Origin of the sequence: Dolosicoccus paucivorans (assembly GCF_900100125.1) — a bacterium.
GTDB lineage: Bacteria > Bacillota > Bacilli > Lactobacillales > Aerococcaceae > Dolosicoccus > Dolosicoccus paucivorans.
Map to the genome: position 1 here is coordinate 1 of NZ_FNEL01000003.1, position 20,456 is coordinate 20,456.

General features: G+C 36.1%; 25 protein-coding genes, 1 pseudogene and 1 other annotated feature. Of the genes and pseudogenes, 7 read left to right on the forward strand and 19 right to left on the reverse strand.

The window, feature by feature from the left end; genetic code table 11:
* From BLR79_RS00860 to BLR79_RS00870, 3 genes and pseudogenes are all read right to left on the reverse strand, one after another.
* Positions 1 to 204: pseudogene (locus BLR79_RS00860) on the reverse strand (IS30 family transposase); the annotation flags it as partial.
* A gap of 89 nt (positions 205 to 293) precedes the next feature.
* The gene (locus BLR79_RS00865; RefSeq protein ID WP_092083933.1) at positions 294 to 542 is read right to left on the reverse strand and encodes a hypothetical protein; all 249 of its coding nucleotides are present in this window, start codon (positions 540 to 542) and stop codon (positions 294 to 296) included.
* Between the two features lies 1 nt (position 543).
* Complete coding sequence (locus BLR79_RS00870) at positions 544 to 1,596, reverse strand: bifunctional glycosyltransferase family 2/GtrA family protein (protein WP_092083934.1); 1,053 nt, start codon at positions 1,594 to 1,596, stop codon at positions 544 to 546.
* A gap of 137 nt (positions 1,597 to 1,733) precedes the next feature.
* On the opposite strand from BLR79_RS00870, the gene BLR79_RS00875 reads away from it, so the two are divergent.
* Entirely contained in the window at positions 1,734 to 2,609 is an 876-nt protein-coding gene (locus tag BLR79_RS00875; RefSeq protein ID WP_159427551.1) for a DegV family protein, read from the forward strand.
* A 50-nt stretch (positions 2,610 to 2,659) separates the two neighbouring features.
* On the forward strand, positions 2,660 to 3,370 hold the full coding sequence (locus BLR79_RS00880; RefSeq protein ID WP_268752889.1) for a GNAT family N-acetyltransferase: 711 nt from the start codon (positions 2,660 to 2,662) through the stop codon (positions 3,368 to 3,370).
* A gap of 28 nt (positions 3,371 to 3,398) precedes the next feature.
* Here BLR79_RS00880 and BLR79_RS00885 read toward each other — a convergent pair whose 3' ends face one another.
* The 4 genes from BLR79_RS00885 to BLR79_RS00900 all read right to left on the reverse strand — a co-directional run bounded on the left by BLR79_RS00885 (position 3,399) and on the right by BLR79_RS00900 (position 7,408).
* On the reverse strand, positions 3,399 to 4,019 hold the full coding sequence (locus BLR79_RS00885; protein WP_092083940.1) for an NUDIX hydrolase: 621 nt from the start codon (positions 4,017 to 4,019) through the stop codon (positions 3,399 to 3,401).
* 10 nt (positions 4,020 to 4,029) lie between these two features.
* Entirely contained in the window at positions 4,030 to 5,169 is a 1,140-nt protein-coding gene (locus BLR79_RS00890) for an RtcB family protein (protein WP_092083942.1), read from the reverse strand.
* A 95-nt stretch (positions 5,170 to 5,264) separates the two neighbouring features.
* Positions 5,265 to 6,545, reverse strand: a complete 1,281-nt coding sequence (locus BLR79_RS00895; protein WP_092083944.1) for a dicarboxylate/amino acid:cation symporter — start codon at positions 6,543 to 6,545, stop codon at positions 5,265 to 5,267.
* A complete protein-coding gene (locus BLR79_RS00900) occupies positions 6,542 to 7,408 on the reverse strand; it encodes an SDR family oxidoreductase (protein ID WP_092083946.1) in 867 nt (288 codons plus the stop codon). The genes BLR79_RS00895 and BLR79_RS00900 overlap by 4 nt, the downstream gene beginning before the upstream one ends.
* A 196-nt stretch (positions 7,409 to 7,604) precedes the next feature.
* On the opposite strand from BLR79_RS00900, the gene BLR79_RS00905 reads away from it, so the two are divergent.
* Both BLR79_RS00905 and BLR79_RS00910 read left to right on the forward strand, forming a co-directional pair.
* A complete protein-coding gene (locus BLR79_RS00905; RefSeq protein WP_092083948.1) occupies positions 7,605 to 8,000 on the forward strand; it encodes a DUF4430 domain-containing protein in 396 nt (131 codons plus the stop codon).
* Positions 7,976 to 8,497 (forward strand): ECF transporter S component, encoded by a 522-nt coding sequence (locus tag BLR79_RS00910; protein ID WP_092083950.1) that lies wholly within the window; start codon positions 7,976 to 7,978, stop codon positions 8,495 to 8,497. The genes BLR79_RS00905 and BLR79_RS00910 overlap by 25 nt, the downstream gene beginning before the upstream one ends.
* Here BLR79_RS00910 and BLR79_RS09370 read toward each other — a convergent pair.
* Positions 8,484 to 8,729: a DUF503 domain-containing protein gene (locus tag BLR79_RS09370; protein ID WP_092084070.1), complete on the reverse strand. Its 246-nt coding sequence runs from the start codon at positions 8,727 to 8,729 to the stop codon at positions 8,484 to 8,486. The genes BLR79_RS00910 and BLR79_RS09370 overlap by 14 nt on opposite strands.
* 132 nt (positions 8,730 to 8,861) lie before the next feature.
* On the opposite strand from BLR79_RS09370, the gene BLR79_RS00920 reads away from it, so the two are divergent.
* The gene (locus BLR79_RS00920; protein ID WP_092083952.1) at positions 8,862 to 9,461 is read left to right on the forward strand and encodes a DUF4230 domain-containing protein; all 600 of its coding nucleotides are present in this window, start codon (positions 8,862 to 8,864) and stop codon (positions 9,459 to 9,461) included.
* Positions 9,462 to 9,510: 49 nt separating this feature from the next.
* On the opposite strand, the gene BLR79_RS00925 is transcribed toward BLR79_RS00920, so the two are convergent.
* Positions 9,511 to 10,761 carry an amidohydrolase family protein gene (locus BLR79_RS00925; protein WP_092083954.1) on the reverse strand — a complete coding sequence of 417 codons (1,251 nt, stop codon included), beginning with the start codon at positions 10,759 to 10,761 and terminating at the stop codon, positions 9,511 to 9,513.
* A 184-nt stretch (positions 10,762 to 10,945) separates the two neighbouring features.
* On the opposite strand from BLR79_RS00925, the gene BLR79_RS00930 reads away from it, so the two are divergent.
* Positions 10,946 to 12,106, forward strand: coding sequence for an MFS transporter (locus BLR79_RS00930; protein WP_200778853.1), 1,161 nt, complete (start codon positions 10,946 to 10,948; stop codon positions 12,104 to 12,106).
* 36 nt (positions 12,107 to 12,142) lie between these two features.
* Here the strand turns inward: BLR79_RS00930 and BLR79_RS00935 are convergent, their stop codons facing one another.
* From BLR79_RS00935 to BLR79_RS00975, 9 genes are all read right to left on the reverse strand, one after another.
* On the reverse strand, positions 12,143 to 12,685 hold the full coding sequence (locus tag BLR79_RS00935) for an EamA family transporter (RefSeq protein WP_092083956.1): 543 nt from the start codon (positions 12,683 to 12,685) through the stop codon (positions 12,143 to 12,145).
* A 1-nt stretch (position 12,686) separates the two neighbouring features.
* Complete coding sequence (locus BLR79_RS00940; RefSeq protein WP_092083958.1) at positions 12,687 to 13,064, reverse strand: DMT family transporter; 378 nt, start codon at positions 13,062 to 13,064, stop codon at positions 12,687 to 12,689.
* 61 nt (positions 13,065 to 13,125) lie between these two features.
* On the reverse strand, positions 13,126 to 13,770 hold the full coding sequence (locus tag BLR79_RS00945; RefSeq protein WP_092083960.1) for an amino acid ABC transporter permease: 645 nt from the start codon (positions 13,768 to 13,770) through the stop codon (positions 13,126 to 13,128).
* 59 nt (positions 13,771 to 13,829) lie between these two features.
* Positions 13,830 to 14,030: a binding site (T-box leader), on the reverse strand.
* Positions 14,031 to 14,069: 39 nt separating this feature from the next.
* Positions 14,070 to 14,411 (reverse strand): hypothetical protein, encoded by a 342-nt coding sequence (locus BLR79_RS00950; protein ID WP_092083962.1) that lies wholly within the window; start codon positions 14,409 to 14,411, stop codon positions 14,070 to 14,072.
* A complete protein-coding gene (gene traF / locus BLR79_RS00955) occupies positions 14,408 to 14,761 on the reverse strand; it encodes a DUF6568 family protein (RefSeq protein ID WP_092083964.1) in 354 nt (117 codons plus the stop codon). Before traF ends, BLR79_RS00950 begins: the two co-directional genes overlap by 4 nt.
* A 78-nt stretch (positions 14,762 to 14,839) precedes the next feature.
* The gene (locus BLR79_RS00960; protein WP_092083966.1) at positions 14,840 to 16,393 is read right to left on the reverse strand and encodes an LPXTG cell wall anchor domain-containing protein; all 1,554 of its coding nucleotides are present in this window, start codon (positions 16,391 to 16,393) and stop codon (positions 14,840 to 14,842) included.
* A 93-nt stretch (positions 16,394 to 16,486) separates the two neighbouring features.
* Entirely contained in the window at positions 16,487 to 17,623 is a 1,137-nt protein-coding gene (locus BLR79_RS00965) for a CapA family protein (protein WP_159427553.1), read from the reverse strand.
* A 24-nt stretch (positions 17,624 to 17,647) separates the two neighbouring features.
* Positions 17,648 to 18,307 (reverse strand): thermonuclease family protein, encoded by a 660-nt coding sequence (locus BLR79_RS00970; RefSeq protein ID WP_092083970.1) that lies wholly within the window; start codon positions 18,305 to 18,307, stop codon positions 17,648 to 17,650.
* 136 nt (positions 18,308 to 18,443) lie between these two features.
* Positions 18,444 to 18,893, reverse strand: coding sequence for a PTS sugar transporter subunit IIB (locus BLR79_RS00975; RefSeq protein ID WP_092083972.1), 450 nt, complete (start codon positions 18,891 to 18,893; stop codon positions 18,444 to 18,446).
* A 143-nt stretch (positions 18,894 to 19,036) separates the two neighbouring features.
* Here BLR79_RS00975 and BLR79_RS00980 point away from each other — a divergent pair, with 143 nt between their 5' ends.
* Positions 19,037 to 20,140 carry a helix-turn-helix domain-containing protein gene (locus BLR79_RS00980; RefSeq protein WP_092083974.1) on the forward strand — a complete coding sequence of 368 codons (1,104 nt, stop codon included), beginning with the start codon at positions 19,037 to 19,039 and terminating at the stop codon, positions 20,138 to 20,140.
* A gap of 39 nt (positions 20,141 to 20,179) precedes the next feature.
* On the opposite strand, the gene nrdH is transcribed toward BLR79_RS00980, so the two are convergent.
* Positions 20,180 to 20,401, reverse strand: a complete 222-nt coding sequence (nrdH, locus tag BLR79_RS00985) for a glutaredoxin-like protein NrdH (RefSeq protein WP_092083976.1) — start codon at positions 20,399 to 20,401, stop codon at positions 20,180 to 20,182.
* Positions 20,402 to 20,456 lie beyond the last annotated feature (55 nt).

A 20,456-nucleotide genomic window follows, 5' to 3' on the forward strand; every position in this document is an offset into this window, starting at 1 on the left:
CTTAGAGCCACACTTAGATTTGTTAGCTTTGTAGCCTTCATAATAGTCGATGATAGTTCCACCATCGTCTAAATAATGATAGACATTATAGATGGTTTGAGCAGATCTTCTTAACTTTTTAGCGACTATGTAAGCTTTTTCGCCAATTTCGTAGTAGTTTTCTATCCAAGTCAGTTCTTTCGTGGTAAGATGTGTATAGGCCATTTTGTGTCTACTCCCTTATTTATGATTGGACTCATAAATAGTGTAGCACAAATGGTCTTATTTGTTTTTTTCTAGCTTAATTTTACAATTCAGGTCTTTAAAAGTGGTTTTTGATTCATCCAGTGATTGATCATTTGATAAAGAAAATAAACGCTTCCTAAAACAACTAAAAGATAATAGGTCTCCTTTAACCGGCCAAACATTCCGCCAAAGGACAGTAAAATAATTATCCATCCACTCGTTAAAAAGGCACTTAAACGTAGTGGCAAGTGAAATGAAGTTTTATTCCAATAGACACCGCCTAAAAAACTAAATAAAGCAAGAAAGTTAGTTAACATCTTAATCCTCCTTTTTCGATTGGAAGATCAAATGCTTTTGAATTTGGTAACTTAATAAAAACAATCCACTATCCACAATGACTTTAACCCAAGTGACATTAAAAGGTAAGTAACGATGGATTAAACTGACTAACCCGCCTGAAAGGATCAATTGAACAAGGACTAAGCTATAATACTTTAATAAACTTTGCTGACTGGTGTCTTGAAAGACATAGTAACGGTTTAAACAATAATTACTAAAAGAAGAAATACCTCGACTTAATACCGTCGCTAACATAATGTTTTGCGTCGTATCTTGTTTAAAAAACTTCATTAATAAAAAGAACGATAAAATATCAATCAAAAAAGACCCGATAGCCGAACTTAAGTACTTAATAAATACCCCGTAAATGGCAACTGAGTCGTGAATCACTCTAAAATGAGTTCCTTCATTGTCGTTGTGATAAATCGTTTCAATCGGTACTTGAATTAACGAAACACCTAACTTTTTGGCATCCAGTAACATATTCAATTCATACTCAAATCGATCTCCTTGTGTTTTGAGTAATTCCTTTAACATCGAGCGTGGGATCACTCGTAGACCCGTTTGCGTATCTTGAAGGTTGATGCCGGTTAATAAATGAAGAATACGTCGTGTTAAAATGTTACCAAAACGGCTTTTAAAAGGAACGTCATTGGTAAAATGGCGTACCCCTAATACAAGTGAATGAGGGTGATTTAAAAAGGTCTCCCCTACTTTGACCATATCTTCATATCGATGTTGTCCATCTGAATCAATCGTAATGACGCCTTGGATGAAAGGTAAATGATCTAAAATATAAGTAAAGGCTGTTTTTAAAGCAGCTCCTTTTCCTAGATTCATTTCATGGGTTAATAAATGAACGCCGTAGGTGTCTTTTGCTGTTTGGAAATAATGATCAAAAGACTTAGCGCTTCCGTCATTGACGACAATAATAGTCGTTGGCGTACTTTCTTTTTGTCTAATTCGTTGCAGTAGCGTTAATAGCCGTTCATCCGGCTCTAACGATGGAATTAAAATTGCTAAATGCTTCATAAACTCCTCCCATTATAGGATATTCATATATTTTATATTGTACCATACCCCTTTGGAATCGCGTATCCTAATAAATTTGTCGCTTTGTGATATACTAGATGTGTTAAAAAATTATGAATAAAGGAAGTGACCAACGGATGAAAACAGCTTTTATTATTGATAGTACGGCTGGATTAACGGATCCTACTTTATTAAATCACCCGGATGTTTACATTGTTAATTTATCAATTCACTTTGAAGATGGACAAACCTTTTTAGATACAAGTGACCCTGAAACACTCACTCAACTGTATGAAGCGATGGAACAACAAAAGACCATCCCAACAACAAGCCAACCTGCTTTAGGGGATTATTATGAATTAGTGGAATCGATCATTGAAAAAGGTTATGAATCAATTATTGCCATTCATCTTTCAAGTCCGTTAAGTGGAACCTATCAGTCCGCGCGAATGATTTTAGAAGAATACAGCGATCAAGTTAACACTGCTTGCATCGACTCTAAAGGTGCGTCAGTTGTTATGATGAACTTATTAGAAAGCGGTCTTTATTTAGTTGAACGAGGCGGCTCCTTCGAAAAGATTGTCCAAACTTTAGAAGATCTTGTCGCTAATAGTTATATTTATATTTTAGTTGGCGGATTAGATCATTTAGTTAAAGGGGGCCGTTTAAGTCACGGATCGGCTTTATTAGGTAATTTACTGCGCATCAATCCAATACTTAAAGTGTTAGATGATGGAACGGTTGAAGTCGTAGAAAAAGTCCGTACTCGTAAAAGAGCTCACCAACGTTATGTTGAACTCGTTAAAGAATACATTAAAGACCACCCAGGACCTGTTCGTGTCTTTTTAGCTCATACTCAAAATGAAAAAGAAATGAAGGAAGTAAAAGAACTGATCGAATCAGCCATTCCTTCAGTCAAAGTTCAAATGGAAAACTTAACACCCGTCATTGGTGTTCACTTAGGAACGGGATGTTTAGGATTAGGACTAACTCCTGATATTTTCTCACATTAATTGAAAGAAGGTTTGTAAATGACGCCCATTCCGCGTTTACTGGTTCAACGATTCACCTTTCAACCGTCGCTTGGAACCAACACCATAGTGTATATAGCCCTCATTTTTATGACCAAAACTTTATTGAATTTAAAGTGTTACCCTTTTTTGAAGAATTTATTGAAATTGAATCCTACCAAAAACGAACCACTAAAAGTGATGCGCTAGTCTTTAAATTTCCTAGAAATAGACACCCGCGTCCAAGCGTGAATACTTACTTAAACCGCCATGGCTACGATCAATTAACACTAAATGTCTATATAAAAGAAAATAACTTTAACCCCCACTCTACTTTGCCAAAGGAATATGTGCTTGAAGTAATTACTGCTAACAACTTAAAAGAGTATTTAGCTTACCAGTATCAACAAGACCTTCCTTTAGGCGAAGCTTTTGCTAAAAGTAATCAAGCTATGTTAGAAGAGTTATTTAAAAACAACGAGTTCTTTGGCTACTTTATTCAATATAAGGATCAAATCGTCGCTCACGCTCAATTTTTACACCACTTAGATAAAGTTGAACTTTATTATATTGAAGTCGAACCCTCCCACCGCCAAAAAGGATTAGCAGCCTATTTACAAAATCTAGCTAAAAAAGAGTTTCCAGAACTCCCTCTTTTTGCGGTAGCCGACGCTCAAGATGTAGCAGCGAACTCAATGTATCAATCTTTAGGTTATACATTAAGTTATTGGTTCTTACAATTTCAAAAAGTGCTCATTAAATAAAAAATATAAATCGACCTCAGTCTATTCACTAAGGTCGATTTTTTTGCTTAGAATCTTTAAGAAGAGAAATAAATTGATCAGTTAGTCGCGCAGTTAACCCCCATAGGGACTCTTTTGTAGAATAGATGGGTACTTTGGTATTAAACCCTTTTAACTGCTGGCTACTAGATAAACCAATCGTTTGGAAAGGAAAGTTTGTGTTAACTCTAGGAGTGTATTGAATCGAGTGGTAGATGGGAGGTTGGTTCATTAGAACGTTAATTGGTATCGTAAAGACTCGCTCGACTTCTTTCGTATTGAGCGGTAAATCTTTTAAATGAGTAAGGGTTAATCGACCTACAAAGCAATAGATGATCCGTTCTTGATCAATAATTGGATCAAGTTGGCCGATCACTTCAATCTCATTTTCTTTTATCCCTAACTCTTCTACCGTTTCTCTTATGGCTGCTTTTTTAGCAGTTTCCCCAGCTTCAACCCCTCCACCTGGAAAAGAGGTTTGTCCAGGGCTAGAGATATGTTGACTTCTAACTTCATAAACGATTTGCCACTGGTTATTTAACCAAATGAGTGGCAATAAGACCGCATACACTTTCCGATTTCGTTCAATGGAAACTTGATGGTTTTTTATAATTTGTATAATATCTTCCACAGGACACCTCTTATCCTTTAAAGTTATAAATAGGCGTTAGATGATGTAACACTTCAACTGTTGGGTCAATCTCATCTAAGATCCATTCTTTAGGTTTATAAGCCAACGGTGCTTCATCAATCGTCCGGCGATTAACACTCGTTGAATAAATTCCTTTCATCATTTGCTGGAATTCGTTAATCTTTAACTGTTTGCGCGCTTGAGTACGACTCATCAATCGCCCGGCACCATGGGGCGCAGAATAGTTCCAATCTTTATTTCCTAATCCTCTAGCAATTAACGAACCATCTTTCATGTTGAGTGGAATTAACAAGCGTTCGCCTTCGTGAGCTGAGGTGGCTCCTTTTCGAATAATCCCTTCTTTTGGATCAACGAAGTTATGAATTGAATCAAATTGATCCACCGCTTGCCAGCCCATTTGTTCTAAAATCGTCTCAATCATAGCTTTCCGGTTTAAATGTGCAAAAGTTTGCGCCACCGTTACGTCGTTTAAATAATTGTCTAACGGATCATCGGTTAAGTAGTCTAAATCACTCCGACGAGTGTTAGTCATTTGGTGGGCAATTTGTTGATGGTATTCAGCTACTTGAACCCCTAAGTTTCTTGAACCTGAATGAATTGTTAACCAGTAACTTCCGTCATTGGACCGGCTTAATTCGATAAAATGGTTCCCTCCACCTAATGTGCCAAGGGAGCGAACTAGACGGTCATATAAATCTTTATTCATAGGAATGGTTAATCGGTCCAACGCCTCTTTAATTTCTTGAGGGTATCTAACTTGGCGTTGGGATTTATGAACTTTAAATCCTGTTGGGATCTGTTGTTTAATCGCTCGGTTTAATTGAGGCATGGTGTTAGGGTTAAGAGAGTCGATTTGAACAGAATACATCCCGCACCCAATATCGACGCCTACGACATTAGGACAAACGCGCCAATCAGCTTGGTCTTTAGGCAGTTGGATGGTGGTTCCAATCGTTGAACCTTTTCCAACGTGACAATCAGGCATAATCCGAATGTGAGTATCTTCGGCCATCGGATGATCCGTCATCGCTTCAATTTGGTTTAATACGCCTTCATCCGCTTTGGGGGCAAATACTTTTGCTTTAGCGTACTCACCTTGGACAATTAATGGATTCGTTTGATTACTCATAAGATGACCTCCTTACCTTTAGTATAGCATACTCTTTAATGAGCTATTTTAGCGCAAAATAAAAGAACATATCGCTATGTTCTTTTATTAGTTGATTAAGTTGTTGCTTTATAATATTGTTTTTCATCAAAGGAGCCATCTTTAGCTTGTTTAGCCATAATAAGCGTACACACTGCGTCTCCTGTAATGTTGACAGCGGTTCTTGTCATATCTAAAATGCGGTCAATCCCCATAATCATGGCAATAGCTTCAACAGGTAAGCCAACGGAAGCAAAGACCATCGTTAGGGTGACAAGTCCTACTGAAGGAATTCCAGCGGTACCAACGGAGGCTAAAGTTGCAGTAGCAATAACAATTAAATAATCGCGTGGGGTTAAGGTAATCCCATAAGCATTCGCTGCAAAAACAATAGCCACTCCTTGCATAATCGCGGTACCGTCCATATTAACTGTCGCTCCTAGAGGAATCGTAAACGAAGAAATACGACGACTAACTCCCATATTTTCTAGCGTTTGAATGTTCACCGGTACGGTTGCGTTAGAACTTGATGTTGAAAAGGCAAAGGTCATGACCGGGATGAATTTCTTAATGAAAATAAATGGGTTGACCCGAGCTAGTATCACAAGTAAAACAATATAAACGCCGAATTGTTGGACGAATAAACTTAAGAATACGACCATCATGTATTTCAACATAGATAAAATCGCTCCAAACCCTAACGTTGAGAAGGTACGAGCAATTAAACTAAATACACCAATCGGTGCAAGAGTCATGACTAAGTTCGTCATATCCATCATCATGTCGTTTAGCTCTTCGAATAAGTTAGCAATTTGTCGGCCTCGGTCCGCCATATTCGCTAAAACAATCCCAACGACGATCGCAAAAACGATAATTTTTAACATATCCCCTTCAGCTAACGCTTGAATTGGGTTTTTAGGAATCATTTCGATAATTGTATTCGTAAAGCTTAAATCTTGATCAGCGACGGCTAATTCAGCTGCTTGGGCAGGATCAAGAGCTAAATTCATTCCTAAACCAGGTTTAAAAATAACTCCTAAACCTAAAGCAATCGCAATCGCTAAACTCGTTGTAAATAAATAAAAGGCTAGTGTTTTAACTCCAATGCTTCCAAGCTTTTTAGTGTCTCCCATACTCATTGTTCCTGTGACTAAAGAACAAAAAACTAAGGGAACAACAAGCATTTGCATCGCAACAATAAAACCTTGTCCAAAAATTTTAAACACGCCATCAACAATAAATGTTTGAACGCCACTTACATTAATAAAAAATTGGTTAATTAAAATACCTGTTAATAAACCACCTAATAGAGCAATAAAGATCTTCGTTGTAAGGGACTTAACTTTTAATGATTTCATTTAGCCTCTCCTTTCAATGGGTACCCATGCTCTCTTAAATAATCTTTGAGTGCTGTCTTCCAAGCAGGGAATTTATACAACTTAGATAAATGAAGCATATAGTTATCTAACGCTGTATATTGAGGTCTAAAGTTAGTTGAAGAAATCGTTTCATCTTCAATGACTTCTCCTTGTAACCCTGTTAAGTTCAAGACTTCCTTTGCAAATTCAGCATAGGTCGCTACCCCTTCACACGTTGCATGGTAAGTACCAAATTCATAAGAACGCATTAAGTAAATAATAAATTTAGCCAACTCATAAACAGATGTTGGTGAGCCGTAGTAATTTTTAGCTACATAAATCGGTTCATTATTTTGAGCTGATTCAATAATGCGTTCAACACGACGGTTAACCGGAGAGTATAAATAACTCATGCGAATAATAAAATAACGCGAGTTAAATTGGCGAACTAATTGTTCTCCAAATAATTTAGACTGACCATAGACGGTTTGCGGTTCGGGTTCCACATACTCACGGTAAGGTTCATCACTTCCACCGTCAAACACTTCATCGGTTGATAGATGAATCAATTTAGCATCGACATGACTGGCAGCAATCGCCATATTCCGAGCGCCCAGTCCGTTGACCGCGTACGCTTTATCTGGGTTTTCTTCACATTCTACTGGGTTTGTATAACCAGAACAGTTAATAATCACATTCGGACGAATTCGTGAAGCAAATAAAACGGTCTCTTCTGCATTCGTTACATCAACCGTATCGATGTCTGTTAAAATAATGGTTTCGGCTAAAGGGTTTAAGTATTCAGATAGGGCTTGACCCACTCGGCCGTTGGAGCCGCTAATCCATACTCTCACATTATTCATAGTTCACACCTCACAATTTATAGTTTCTTTATATTATCATCGTTTATTATGTTTTTCAAATAGTATTACATTAAAATCTGATGAATTGGTGATTCTTATTATAAATCATCTCTAATGAACAATCCATTATTTTTTTCCTTCTAAACACATGATATAATGAGTTTAAAATCTATTACACCATTATCGGAGGTTATCTATGTTTAAAAAACTTTCTCTACTTATGGCAAGTGTATTTCTTGTCGGATGTGCTACGACAAATGCTCCTTCCACTACTCAATCTCATGAAGAAACAAGCATTGAAAAAGCGCAAACTATTGATGTCATCATCCAATTAAAAATTAAAGATGCACCGGATCAACAAAAAGAAGTCCGTGTAGAAGAAGGCGCCACAGCCCTTGATGCGCTAAAAAAAGCTTATGAAGTTAAAGAATCCGATGGATTTGTTACAGAAATTGACGGATATTCAAACGATGAAACCACTCAAACTTACTGGATGTACGAAGTAAACGGTACGATGGCTGAAGTAGGAGCTAATGATTATCTTTTAAATAATCACGATACAATGACATGGACGCTAGAACCGATTCAATAAAGTGGTCTGCTAGACGCATCGCCTTATTAGGGTTACTCAGTGCAGTAAGCTATGTCGGACGCTTGGTTTTTTCCTTTATTCCAAATGTCCAACCAATGAGTGTCATCCTCCTTCTTATTAGTCACTACTTAGGGATAATTGATGGAATCATTGTGGCTAGTTTGTCCGTTGTACTTTCTAATCTTTTTTTAGGATTTGGTCCGTGGACGATTTATCAAATCCTTTCCTATGGGCTCGTACTTTTAATGATCACTCCTCTATTTAAACGGCGCTCATCTAGATGGTACCGAGCTTTTTTAGCAGGCCTTTTAGGGTTACTATATGGATTGATTATTTCTTTATTATTCGTCTATAGTTACCGAGTGAATCATTTTTGGGCTTATTATTTAAGAGGAATTCCTTTTGATTTAAATCATTGTCTTGGAAATATCGTCTTTTATTTATTATTAGACCCAATTGTTAAAAAACGATTGCCTTTTTTAATTAATAACAACTAAGTTTTGTGATTTCAACAGGATACCACTCTTCAATCGCCTTTAAAAAGCGATCAATGATTCGCTCATTATGACTGTCGCTATTAGAAACAATGGCTAAGCCGATTGTGCCTGTTTGCCAGTGATCTAAATGATCTACTTCGCTAATAGAAAGTCCAAAACGCTGTCTACCTCGTTGGATTAAACTTTTAAGAACCCGACGCTTGTCTTTTAAATGATGACTTTCAAAAAAAATATAATTCTACTTCATAGGCAGTGACAATCACATAACTCATCCTTTCATTCGATAAACTCATCCTCTAGACGGATGATTGATTGTATCGTTTATTCTACACTATAATTGACATAAATATATGGAGGTGGATCAATGAAACAAAAAAAGTATTGGTTTAAAGGAATTATCGTTGCTCTTTTAACACTTATTCTTTTAACCATTGGTTTATGGGTATTTAAACCTTTATCGGTTAAACAACACACACAAATGCCTTCAGACTTAATCAGTCACCAAATCGCATCAATAGAAGAGTTAGCCACGAGCCAATACCACTATACGAATATGGGAACTTATGAGGATTTCTCCACATGGGCAGATATTAAACTGCCCTTTACAACGAAAAAGTTCGTTGTTTCTTATGAAGGTGACGTTACGGCTAGTATTAATATGGATGAAGTGACTACTCACGTAAAGGATCAAACGATCGAAATCACTTTACCTAAAGCGCATATTTTATCCCATCAAATTAATGAAAAAAGTTTAAACGTGTTCGATGAAGCATCGGCTCTTTTTAATCGATTATCCATTGAAGATGTTTATTACTTTACCGATCAACAAAAAGAAAAAATCGAACAAGAAGCGGTGGATAAAGGACTTCTTGAGGATGCAACTGAGCGTGCAAAGCAATTAATCGAAGACGTCCTACTCGATCAAAAAGGGTTAAAAAACTATACTATTGTATTTAATCAATAATAAAAAGCGATGAAATCTTTTCGGTTTCATCGCTTTTTGAATGATTAAATTAGTCTAACTCAAGTTCTACATCATACTCAACAGGTTTTTTCTTAAATAAATACTCTCCATTACGAACAGATGCTAGGACATCGGCACGAATACGCTGTGCTTCATAAACATCTGGAGCGTCTAAAACAATAAAGTTAGCAGAGTTTCCTTCTTCTAAGCCATAATCATCTAACATCATTGTTTTTGCGTTATTGTAAGTAATTAAGTCAAAGTTACGCTTAAAATCTTCGTCATTCATTAATTGAGTTAAATGAATCCCGTTATCTAAAATATTCATTAAGTTACCGTTTCCAGCTGGGTAGAACAAGTCAGCAATCGAATCTTGAGCAAATCCAACGTTAATGCCGTGATCAACGAATTCACGCACGCGAGTAATTCCTCGGCGTTTTGGATAAGTGTCATAACGACCTTGTAAGTAAGCATTTTCTGTTGGTGCAACAATGAAGTTTAAGCCTGTTTTAATAAAGTTACCAATCATACGGTAAGCATATGAATCATCTGCTGAACCAAATGAACATGTATGGCTTGCGGCAGTGTATTTACCGTAATCGTTATAATAAGCTTCTGCCGTTAATAACTCTAAGAAACGTGATTGTGGGTCGTCGTTTTCATCAATATGAACGTCCACCATACGGTTGTATTTATAAGCTAGCTCCATCATTTGTTGAACAGATTTCTCACCGTATAAACGGGCAATTTCAGAGTGGGGGATGCCTCCAACAGCGTCCGCTCCCATTTTTAATCCTTCTTCAACAAGTTCTAAACCGTTTTTGTAAGAATACATGGATTCTTGTGGGAAGGATACTAATTGTAGTGTGACTTTGTCTTTTAACTCTTCACGTAATTCAAGCAATGCTTTCATGCCGGTCATGTTTGGGTCAGTCACGTCAACGTGAGTTCGAATATACTGTGTTCCGTAACTCATTTGCTCTTTAATCCCTCTAAGAGCGCGCTCTTTTACTTCTTCAACGGTTTGAGTACGCTTATACTCTGCCCAACGTTCGATTCCTTCAAATAAAGTTCCTGAATCTGAACCTGTTTGGTCCCCTTCTAAACCAGTGTAAACGTAGTCTAAGTGAATATGTGGATCTACATAAGGCGGAAGTACCAATCTACCTTCTAAGTCGATGACTTCATCAGCTGGGCCTAAGTCTTTCCCAATTGCTTTAAACTTACCATTTTCGACTAAAATTTCATTGGCATCATCGTGCTTATAGATGACAGCATTAATAAATTTTTTAGTACTCATTCTATCTTCCTCCTTGTTTTTCTTAGTTTCATTATAAAACAAAATGAGCAACAATACAAACTTCAATAATTGATTTAATCAGTTTTCATCACTGTTTTCATAAATTGGATTTAAAGATTGTAAACCATTATACTAAGTATAGGGAGTATATTTTAATTAATTATTTATAGAAAGGAGAATAACAATGACTCAACATAAAAAAATTCATCTGCCTTTATTTATTTTAATGGCAAGTATTACGTTTATGGCGATTTTATCTGAGTTGGTTCCTGCGGGAATTTTGCCACTCATGAGTCAAGACTTGGGGGTCTCAGAATCAAAGGTAGGACTGTTAGTAGGTTATTATGCTATCGCTAGCGCTCTTTGTTCGATCCCTTTAATTACCGCAACATTACATATTAACCGTAAGTTTCTACTGATGACGCTGCTAGTGGCGTTTGCTTTAAGTAACTTTCTTGTTGGTTGGACTCATTCTTACTCTGTAATGATCGTAGCACGTATTATCGGAGGTGCAGCGGCGGGTGTTTTATGGCCGATGATTTCTGCTTATGGTATGCGTTTAGTTCCCAAAGAGCTCCATGGGCGTGCCATTGCGATTATTATGTCCGGGACAACCTTTGGCTTAAGTTTAGGGATGCCTTTAATGACATCAATTGGCCAACGCTTTGGATGGCGGATTGAATATTATGTCGTAGGTGGGTTAATTTTAACCATCGCTCTTTTAAGCGCTTTATTCTTACCGTCTATTTCTGGTGAAAAAGTCGCGAAAGATAGCTCCCCTCTTACGTTACTTAAACAACCTTCTATTTTACTCGTTTTAGCTTTAACACTCCTTGCAGTGATTGCTCATTATGCAGCCTATACTTATATTACCGCAATTGTTGATGCACTAGCATTTAGCGGTGGCATTCAAATGGCTTTAATTTTATTTGGAATAGGTTCGATTATATCCGTTTGGATTGCAGGGCGTTACGTTGATGAGCATTTATATTTACTGTCTTTATTTTTATTAAGTACCGGCGTTATTTCGATGGGGTTATTCCTTTCATCAGCATTCATTCATATTGTTAGCTACTTAGGCTTTCTGCTATGGGGAGTTAGCTTTGGAGCGTTAGTTACTTTATTCCAAGCAGCTATCACTCGCCAAGTCAGCTCTGGAACAGATATCGCAACGAGCTTGCAGTCAAGTACATTTAATTTAGCGATTATGATCGGCAGTTGGGTAGGAAGTATCTTATTAAGCTCTCCTAACCGTAGTGCTCTTTCAATTGTCACCCTTGCATTTATACTCCTTATTATTAGTGTGGTTGTCTCTTATGTTTCTAAACCAACACTGGATAAATAAAGAAACAGGGTCCCTTTTAAAGGTGACCGTGATTTTTTATTGTTGACGATGAGTTGAAGTGGGTTTAACTTTCTTTGCATCTAAGACACTAAGAAGTGTAATCGTTATTAAAACAAGAACAATCCCCATTAATTCAGCTGGTTGGAAATGACGGTGAAATAGCCATACTGAAAAAATGGTCGCCACAATGGGTTCTAAAGCTGATAATACACTTGCTAAAGTTACGGGTAAATAATTTAAACTCGATAAAAAGACAATAAACGGAACGGCTGTTCCTAATGTGATAACGAAGATTAAACTAAATAATTCCCCTTGAGTCAACTGAACATTTGGTTGCCAGAACGGAGAAAATAATTGAAAAATCATCCCGCCGATTAACATACCCCACCCTGCTACAACGAGGGTACCGTATTTTGTCATAATTCGGCGCGGGTAGAGTAAATAAAAAGCTAATGCTATTGCTGAACTAACCCCAGTTAAAAAGCCTCTTGGCGAAATGGTTAAAGAATCGAGTTGACCGTTTGTTGTAATTAGGACAATGCCAATTAAAGTTAAAATAATCAAGAAAAATTCCGTCATATTAAATACTTTTTTTTCTCGTTAAGACAAGAAATAAAAAGATAAAGATTGGAGCTGTATATTGTAAAATAGTCGCAGTGGATGCGTCTGTGAATTGAATCGCTTTAAAAAAGGTATACTGCATCGCAGACATACCAAAAATCGAAAAGATGATTAATTGACGACGATCTTGTTTATGATAAATCCATGTAAAGATAGATTCCTTTTTTATAAAAGCATACGTTAAAATCATTAAGCCAGCCATAAATAAACGTGTGCTAATAAGCCATTCAGCACTTAAATGAGGATTAGTAAATAATAGTTGCGCCACCACTCCTGATAATCCCCATAAAGTTCCTCCTGTCACTGCTAAAGTAATTCCTTTAAAATAATGATTCATATAATCTCTCCTCAGTTTAAGTCATGAGAAAAAGACATCCTAAACTAGAATGTCTTTTGGACTAGTCGACTCGACTTAAATAGTGCTCAAATTTGTGAACAAGTGTAGAAATAACAAATGTCATGACAAAATAAATGAGTGCAGTAAATAATAAGGGAGTAAAGACAGTATAAGTAGCACCTCGTACGGTGTCTGAAGCAAACATTAAGTCTTTAATTCCTAAAACTGATACAATCGAAGTTTCTTTAATAAGTACCGCAAACTCATTACCAATGGCTGGTAAAATATTACGAATCGCTTGAGGAATAACTACTTTGACTAAGGTTTTGTTTGAAGATAATCCTAAAGCTCTAGCCGCTTCTGTTTGACCTTTATCAATGGATTGTAAACCTGAACGAACGATCTCACAAATATAAGCAACGGAGTTAATCGTCACCGCTAGTACCGCCGTTAAAAAGTCAGGCAAGACAATACCTAACATCGGTAAACCAAAGTAAACAATATACACTTGAACAAGCAAAGGCGTTCCTCGAATTAATTCAACATATCCTCGGCTAAATCCGTTTAAAAACTTATTATTCGAAAGACGCATCAACGCCATTAACGCCCCAAAGGGTAGCGCCAATAGAACAACACAAAATGATAAAGCTAATGTATAACCTGCTCCTTTTAAAAAGAGAGGTAAATAATCAATAATAATTTCCATTTAAACACTCCTTTATGGATATAAAATAAAAGTCTCTATTCCCAGTCTAGAAAGCTAGGAATAGAGACGATATAAACCGTGGTACCACTCTATTTGATATTAGATTCGACTAATATCCACTCGTTCATAACGCTGAAATGCGGGATAATCTAATGTATCCATCTCGTAGGTGCGATTCATAAAATAAAAACTAACAACCTCACACCAACGCTGTCTCGCTTCAAGTTTTATTTTACTACTAATCTACTCATCGATTTTAATACATTTATATTAGTCGACCCATTTCGGAATGTCAATACTTAATTTTCATTTTCTTCTAATACTTGCCCAGTGATTGGATTATATTGATAATGGGCGACAACAATCATTTGATCGGTATGATTTTCGCCAACTTCAATAAAATAGCGCTTGTGTGTTTCATCGTAAGTGACTTGATAAACGTATTCAGCACTATCAATCGCTTGTTGATGCTCTTTGCGGTAAGAAATGACGGCTTCAATGACTTCTTCATTGGTTGGAAGTACAATCGATTCTTCGAAACTTTCTTGCTTTTCTACATGATTTGAAGAAACATTATGTTGGCATCCACTGAATAAAGTCACCGTTAAAAGCAAACTCATTCCTTTAATTAGTAATTTCATTGAGCAACGTGAACGAAGCGTTTAATATCCTCTACTGGCATTGAGCTGTCACTTTTAACAGACACTTCTTCTTCACCAGCATAAATTAAAGTAGGCACTGTCTTGGCATCATATTTTGCACGTAGTGTTTCAACATCTTCAATCGTATCATTACGACGAGAGTTGACGAAATAAACGGTTAAATCATGCTCATCAGCAACTTGCTTTAATTTAGGAGCAAATTTTTGACAATAAGGACATTGAGCAAATCCAATAAAAATAACTTTTCCGTTTCGTTCATCAATTAAAGCTTGAGCTTCATTAGGGGTTACTTCTGTAAAGGTATTTAAAATTTCTTCCATTGTATTCATGAAATATTCCTCCTTAAACTTGCTTCAACACATCTTATAGATTTATTTTAACAAGTTTGATAACAAGATACAAAGAAATCAATCTAACGTTAGTTCATCAATAGGTTGTTTTTGTTGACGTTTTTTGCGGTAGTTGACTAACAATAAAACTAATCCAATAACCAATAATAAAATGATGATCTGCGTTAATTTAGAGCGTGACTCTCCGGTATTCGGTAACTCTTTTTCGTCTTTAGTTTTTTCGGCTTTTTCTTTTTTATCTTTTTTCTTCAACTCTTTACGATGATCCGTTGATGGATTATTTTTAGCTAGGCGTTCTTTTAAAGTGGCTAATTGATTATTTTTACTTAAAGGTTCTTGATCTTTAACTGAGTGATCATTTTTGTTGTTACTATTGGATTCCAGCCAAGAAGAAGCACTAACGTCTTCATATTCAAGAACAAATTCATCTTTTGTCGGGTCAAATAAATCCTTTGTTTGATATTCTAAATAAAAGCCTGATTGATTTTGAGGTATTCCATACCAACTTTTTGTGTCATCGTTATAGCCTACAAGCTTTACTTGCATACGCTGTTGAAACGCTCGAATTTGTTGAATACTTTGAGTATCGGTATATTGATGCGTGTTTAAAAAGTCCACTAAATAGTCTTTTAAGTACTCAAAAGTATCGGCGTTAATAGAATAGAAATATTTATACTGAGCTTCTTTTATTTGTAACATTAGTAAGTAAAAATGAGTATATCGTTCTTCATCTAAAGAATTAGCATAGTGTTCCTTTGCCTTTTGCGCCACCCCGTGTACGATAGGTAACGTTAATTCATTAGCATAGGTGTATTGTTCAATCATTTCCTGTTCTAAAGGCCATTCTGGTAAATGCTCACTGGCTTCAATAATGGATTCTTGATCTAAAAAGGCTTCATAAATACTTTCAAATGTTAACCGTGTATAAGCTGCAGGGACAAGTTTTTCCATATATTTTGTCACTGAGACTAAATAGTTAGCTAGCGTCGTGGCTTCATTGTTTAATAAAATATTTTTTGGTTGATATTTCTTAACAGAATAAGGATAAAACAAACAAGTTTGTAAATCTTTTTTTGTTTGTTCGTCGATTTGTTTTTCCTCTTCTTGAACTTCTAATAAATAATACGCGTGATCGTAAGCTGCTTCAACTTCTTGTCTTTCTTCAAGAAGCTTATAGAGCTCTGCTTGAGTGAGATCGATTTGATCTTCAATCTCGCGGTAAGAATCTGTCGCTTCAATCGTTCGTTGCTGATCTTCTTCATCTAAATAACCGAATTCGTCATCTTGTTCGAATAACTCTAAATATAACGCTTCAAAGTGTTCCATTAAATATGCATTTAATTCCTCAACTTCCGCTTGTTTTTGAGTAATTTGTTGATTGATTTGATTGTACTGCTGCTCCAACGCCTCCACTTCAGAAGTAGTTATTTTTGCTTCTTCTTCATCCACCTCTTCTTCAACTTGCTGGGTTATTAAAAACTCACACTCTTTTTTCAACACATTTAGCGAATCTTTTTCGATCACTTCTTCTTGAGCAACCATCACCACCGGGTAAACTAACTGAACATACAATAATACTAAACTTATAAATATTCGTCTGAATTTTTTCAACTCAAACACCTCCTATTTATAAGTTAGTAATTTAAGCTCATTTCCATTTTTAAAAAAAGAACTTTTTAGAAAAAATCTAAAAAGTTCTCTTAATTAGTCTAAATGCGTCACAAATTCGATGTCTGAATAAGCCGTCATTCGTTCTTGTAATTGTTGATAAAGAGAGTCTACATCGAATTGAGATAAACCGTATTCAACTCCATCCGCTAGAGGAATCACCAAACTATAACCATAACTTGGTGGACCGAAGTTATACGTCGGCATAAAGCGGATATGATCAATCGTTACTGAATCATCTGGATGTTTGGTCACTTCCACTTCAGTAATGCCGCCAAGTTTATTTTCTAAATCATACTGCCCGGAGATAAAGTTTCCATGGGAGAATAAACTCATCTGTTCATCGTTATAACGTTTAAAGGGTTGTAATATATGAGGGTGTCCGCCTAAAATATAGTTCGCTCCTGCATCGATAGCTATATCATGAACCTCTAATTGGGCATCAATCGGGTATTCGGAGTCGATCCCTTCATGAATCATCACAATTGAAAAATCACAATGATCATTGAGACGTTCGATCTCTAAAGGAATTAAATCATAATCGATTAAAGTGGCTAAGTATTCTTCTTCAGGCGGTAAATAGTTACCGTTTAATCCATAAGTGTAAGCTAAAAACCCTACATCGACTCCGTTGACATCTAGAACACGTAAACGGTTATAGTCATCCCAACTTTCATAACTTCCCGCATATTCAATGCCACGCTCTTGAAGCGCTTTTAAAGAAGCATGCGCTCCTACCGGTCCGTGATCCATTGTGTGGTTAGTTGCATTATTAACGATATCCACCCCTAAGCGGTTTAGCGTATCTAGCAATTCTTCGGGTGCACTAAAAAATGGATAGTTCGATACGCCGGTTACTTGAGCTGCGGTAATTACTTCTAAGTTTGCGGTCACTAAATCGGCATTTTTAATGTATTTAGCTACTGGTTCAAACATAGGATCAAAGTAATACGTTCCGTCTTCTTGTAAAGCGTTGTTGTAGACTGAATCGTGAATTAACAAATCACCGATGGAACGAATCGTAATCGTTATAGGTTCTTTTTCGACAACGACACTTTCTTCTTCTAGGGAATTGCTTTCTTCACTGACTGTCGTACTGGACTGTTGCTTACATCCTACAATAAACAACAAAAGAATACATAAACTCAACCATTGAGCTATTCTTTTTTTCATTGATTTACTCATCTCCTTTTTGTTTTATGGCATCGGGGTAAATTTTCCTTCATCATTGACATATCCTGGGATACCCCATACTCCTATTTGAGCTTGTTGGGCTTGTTGTTGCACGGCTTTTAAATATCCTTCATAACTATCATTAGGTGGGTAGACATAGGCTACAATCGCATAACCGTTTTGAATTAGAGCTTCTTGAACAAACTGATCATCAGCATAAATATAAGCAAGCAATCGGTCATAACGATCTGTTCGAGGCCCTTCATCTAGCGCTAAATATAATGTATCCGCTTGAGTTAATAATTGCTCATTAAAATGTGAAGCTTCCTTAGCAAAAGGCTGGACAGACATGCCAGATTTAACCGATTCAGGCGTATCGACTAGTAGATAACGAATACGCACTGTTTCTCCATTAATATTTCCCACAATCGTATCTCCATCGACCACTCGTTCTAAATTAAACGGAATTTTGACCTCTTTAGGAATAACTTCGAAATTTGTTCCATCAAATCCTTGAACCAGTTCTGTCGTCACTGAATCGTAGCGCGGAGGGGTTGTTTCGTCTTCTAATTGTAAAACTCCCACCGACGTTAACACTAAAATAATAACGCCCATAATGATGCGTTCTTTAAAGGATAATCCTTTCATCAATTGTTCAATTGTATTTTTCTTCTTTTTAGCCATCAAATCGCTCCTTCATATCATACCATAAGGTATAGGCTCTTTGATATATCATAAGCTAATTTACTAACACAAACAAGTGTTCGCCTAAAAAGAAAACCACTTCAAAAGAGTTTTCCTTTCGAAGTGGCTTAGTTCATTATGAAGTTGGCATATTATTAAAATTAATGGGAACTGATAAACGTTTGATTTCATGTAAGAACCACTGTTCATCTGAATTAAAATCATCCCAGTCACAAGTATAGTAATCAACTTTATTTGTTTTAGGAATCCCCATATTTAACGTAGGAATAGGTAAACCAATTTTAGCAAGTTTTACCATATCTTCTAAATTTTCAGTAATAAGTAGAATGCGCTCATCTTTTTTAAGTAATTGGGGTAACTTAACGACTGCTTTTGAAAAAGAATAATACAAAACAGGTAAGTCATCAGGAATTGTCATTTCGAGTATTCCTTGCGTTTTTTTATCTTGAGCGATTTGGTCATTTACTACGACGATAAGCGAACAATTTAAATTCCGACACCAGCGAGTCGCTAGTTGGCCTTGAATCACGTGTTCGTCCACTCTTGCCATAACAATTTTTCCCAACAGTCATTCCTTCTTTCTATCATTCACTCAATGCGTATGAAGCCATTATAGACCTTTTATAAATAAGTTCAACCTTATTTTCAAATAAAAAGTAATCATTAATAAAGATAAATTTTGTTATAATAAAGAAAAGGAGGACTTATATGTTTTTATCTACGTCTCAACTAATCCATCCCTTATTTAACTTAGCAACGGACACCCCGCCTCATATTGATATGTTAACTATTCGCAATAAAAAAAGTAATAAGCTGTTGCAGTTTAAGCAACCCGTCTATTTAGCTCCAGCACGCCATAAAGCTGTCCTTATTTTTACTGATCATCTAGCAAAAAAATCAAACTATCAATATATTTTTCTAGACCAGCCAATCATGTTAAATAAAGGCGTATTGTTTAATATTTTACCTTTAGATCAAAAAGATTGTACCATCGCTTTAGGCTTAAAAGAAATCGAACAACCTAAAATGCATACCGTCCAAGAATACACTCATCAATTGTCTGTTTATCCTTTTTCATTAGACATTATTCAACTGCAATGGGTCAATGAAGCAACTCTTTTGACGGATAATACGCAAATTTATATTTGTTTAGAAGGCGAGTATCAATTACAAATAGGTCACAAAAGAGAATACCTTTACCCTCTTCAAGTGCTCGTTCTTCAAGAAAAAGAAGTCACCATTAAGCCTTTGAAAAAAGGAAAATTAATTGCGATTGAGTGCGAAACTAAACTGCAGAGTCCATCTTTTAAAAGTACTATTAATTTAACTCAAAAAGAGTTTTTCCTTTCTTTAAAGCATCAATGGAACTTATTAACTTATGCTTATTTATATCACTGGATTTATACTCTTTTATTAACCGAACCTTTTATTCCTCCTACTGATCCTGTAGTAGAGTCAACAGCGATGAAAACAAATGCTGAACGAGAATTGTTTTTAAAGATGCGAGATTATTTACTGGAAGACTTAAAAAATCGTCATCAAGTTCAACATTTAGTGGATGGGTTTGGATTGTCTCGCAGTACCATTCAAATGCTTTTTACAAAGCATGCAAAAATGAGCCCGGTAGAATATATTAATCGTTTGCGAATTGAAGAAAGTCAACGATTGATGAAGGAGTCCTCTCTTAATTTAACGCAAATTTCCCAGCAGTTAGGTTTTAAGACCTTGTCTTATTTTTCTAGAGCGTTTACTAAACAAGTAGGAGTTTCTCCTTCTTCTTATGCTAAGTCACTGCAATCCTTTCAAGATTAAAGACCCCAACCATGACTTGAAATTGGGGTCTTTTTTTCATTAAATTAATTCTTCTAAACGATCTGGACGAAAACCAAAAAAAGGTTCATGTCCAGGCGCTTCAATCACTGGAACTGCTTGAAACCCTAAAGATTTAATGTGTTCCACTGCTTTTGGATCAGTAGTAATGTCCACTTCTTTAAATTCAACATTTTTATCGTTTAAGTAATTTTTTGTAAAGGTACATTGCATACAGTTTGGTTTTGAATAAATCGTAATCATAAATAGCCTCCTACTTTATATTCATTGATGTAATGACTTATTTTACTCTTACGAA

What these genes read in the sequence shown, in the direction of transcription:
- BLR79_RS00875 (WP_159427551.1), top strand. Translation starts at nt 1,734, where the DNA reads ATGAAAACAGCTTTTATTATTGATAGTACGGCTGGATTAACGGATCCT.
- BLR79_RS00980 (WP_092083974.1), top strand. Translation starts at nt 19,037, where the DNA reads ATGTTTTTATCTACGTCTCAACTAATCCATCCCTTATTTAACTTAGCA.
- BLR79_RS00870 (WP_092083934.1), bottom strand. Translation starts at nt 1,596, where the DNA reads ATGAAGCATTTAGCAATTTTAATTCCATCGTTAGAGCCGGATGAACGG.
- nrdH (WP_092083976.1), bottom strand. Translation starts at nt 20,401, where the DNA reads ATGATTACGATTTATTCAAAACCAAACTGTATGCAATGTACCTTTACA.
- traF (WP_092083964.1), bottom strand. Translation starts at nt 14,761, where the DNA reads ATGAATACAATGGAAGAAATTTTAAATACCTTTACAGAAGTAACCCCT.
- BLR79_RS00910 (WP_092083950.1), top strand. Translation starts at nt 7,976, where the DNA reads ATGGACGCTAGAACCGATTCAATAAAGTGGTCTGCTAGACGCATCGCC.
- BLR79_RS00920 (WP_092083952.1), top strand. Translation starts at nt 8,862, where the DNA reads ATGAAACAAAAAAAGTATTGGTTTAAAGGAATTATCGTTGCTCTTTTA.
- BLR79_RS00890 (WP_092083942.1), bottom strand. Translation starts at nt 5,169, where the DNA reads ATGAGTAATCAAACGAATCCATTAATTGTCCAAGGTGAGTACGCTAAA.
- BLR79_RS00865 (WP_092083933.1), bottom strand. Translation starts at nt 542, where the DNA reads ATGTTAACTAACTTTCTTGCTTTATTTAGTTTTTTAGGCGGTGTCTAT.
- BLR79_RS00950 (WP_092083962.1), bottom strand. Translation starts at nt 14,411, where the DNA reads ATGAAATTACTAATTAAAGGAATGAGTTTGCTTTTAACGGTGACTTTA.
- BLR79_RS00945 (WP_092083960.1), bottom strand. Translation starts at nt 13,770, where the DNA reads ATGGAAATTATTATTGATTATTTACCTCTCTTTTTAAAAGGAGCAGGT.
- BLR79_RS00925 (WP_092083954.1), bottom strand. Translation starts at nt 10,761, where the DNA reads ATGAGTACTAAAAAATTTATTAATGCTGTCATCTATAAGCACGATGAT.
- BLR79_RS00905 (WP_092083948.1), top strand. Translation starts at nt 7,605, where the DNA reads ATGTTTAAAAAACTTTCTCTACTTATGGCAAGTGTATTTCTTGTCGGA.
- BLR79_RS00970 (WP_092083970.1), bottom strand. Translation starts at nt 18,307, where the DNA reads ATGGCTAAAAAGAAGAAAAATACAATTGAACAATTGATGAAAGGATTA.
- BLR79_RS00965 (WP_159427553.1), bottom strand. Translation starts at nt 17,623, where the DNA reads ATGAAAAAAAGAATAGCTCAATGGTTGAGTTTATGTATTCTTTTGTTG.
- BLR79_RS00895 (WP_092083944.1), bottom strand. Translation starts at nt 6,545, where the DNA reads ATGAAATCATTAAAAGTTAAGTCCCTTACAACGAAGATCTTTATTGCT.
- BLR79_RS00935 (WP_092083956.1), bottom strand. Translation starts at nt 12,685, where the DNA reads ATGACGGAATTTTTCTTGATTATTTTAACTTTAATTGGCATTGTCCTA.
- BLR79_RS00940 (WP_092083958.1), bottom strand. Translation starts at nt 13,064, where the DNA reads ATGAATCATTATTTTAAAGGAATTACTTTAGCAGTGACAGGAGGAACT.
- BLR79_RS00900 (WP_092083946.1), bottom strand. Translation starts at nt 7,408, where the DNA reads ATGAATAATGTGAGAGTATGGATTAGCGGCTCCAACGGCCGAGTGGGT.
- BLR79_RS00930 (WP_200778853.1), top strand. Translation starts at nt 10,946, where the DNA reads ATGACTCAACATAAAAAAATTCATCTGCCTTTATTTATTTTAATGGCA.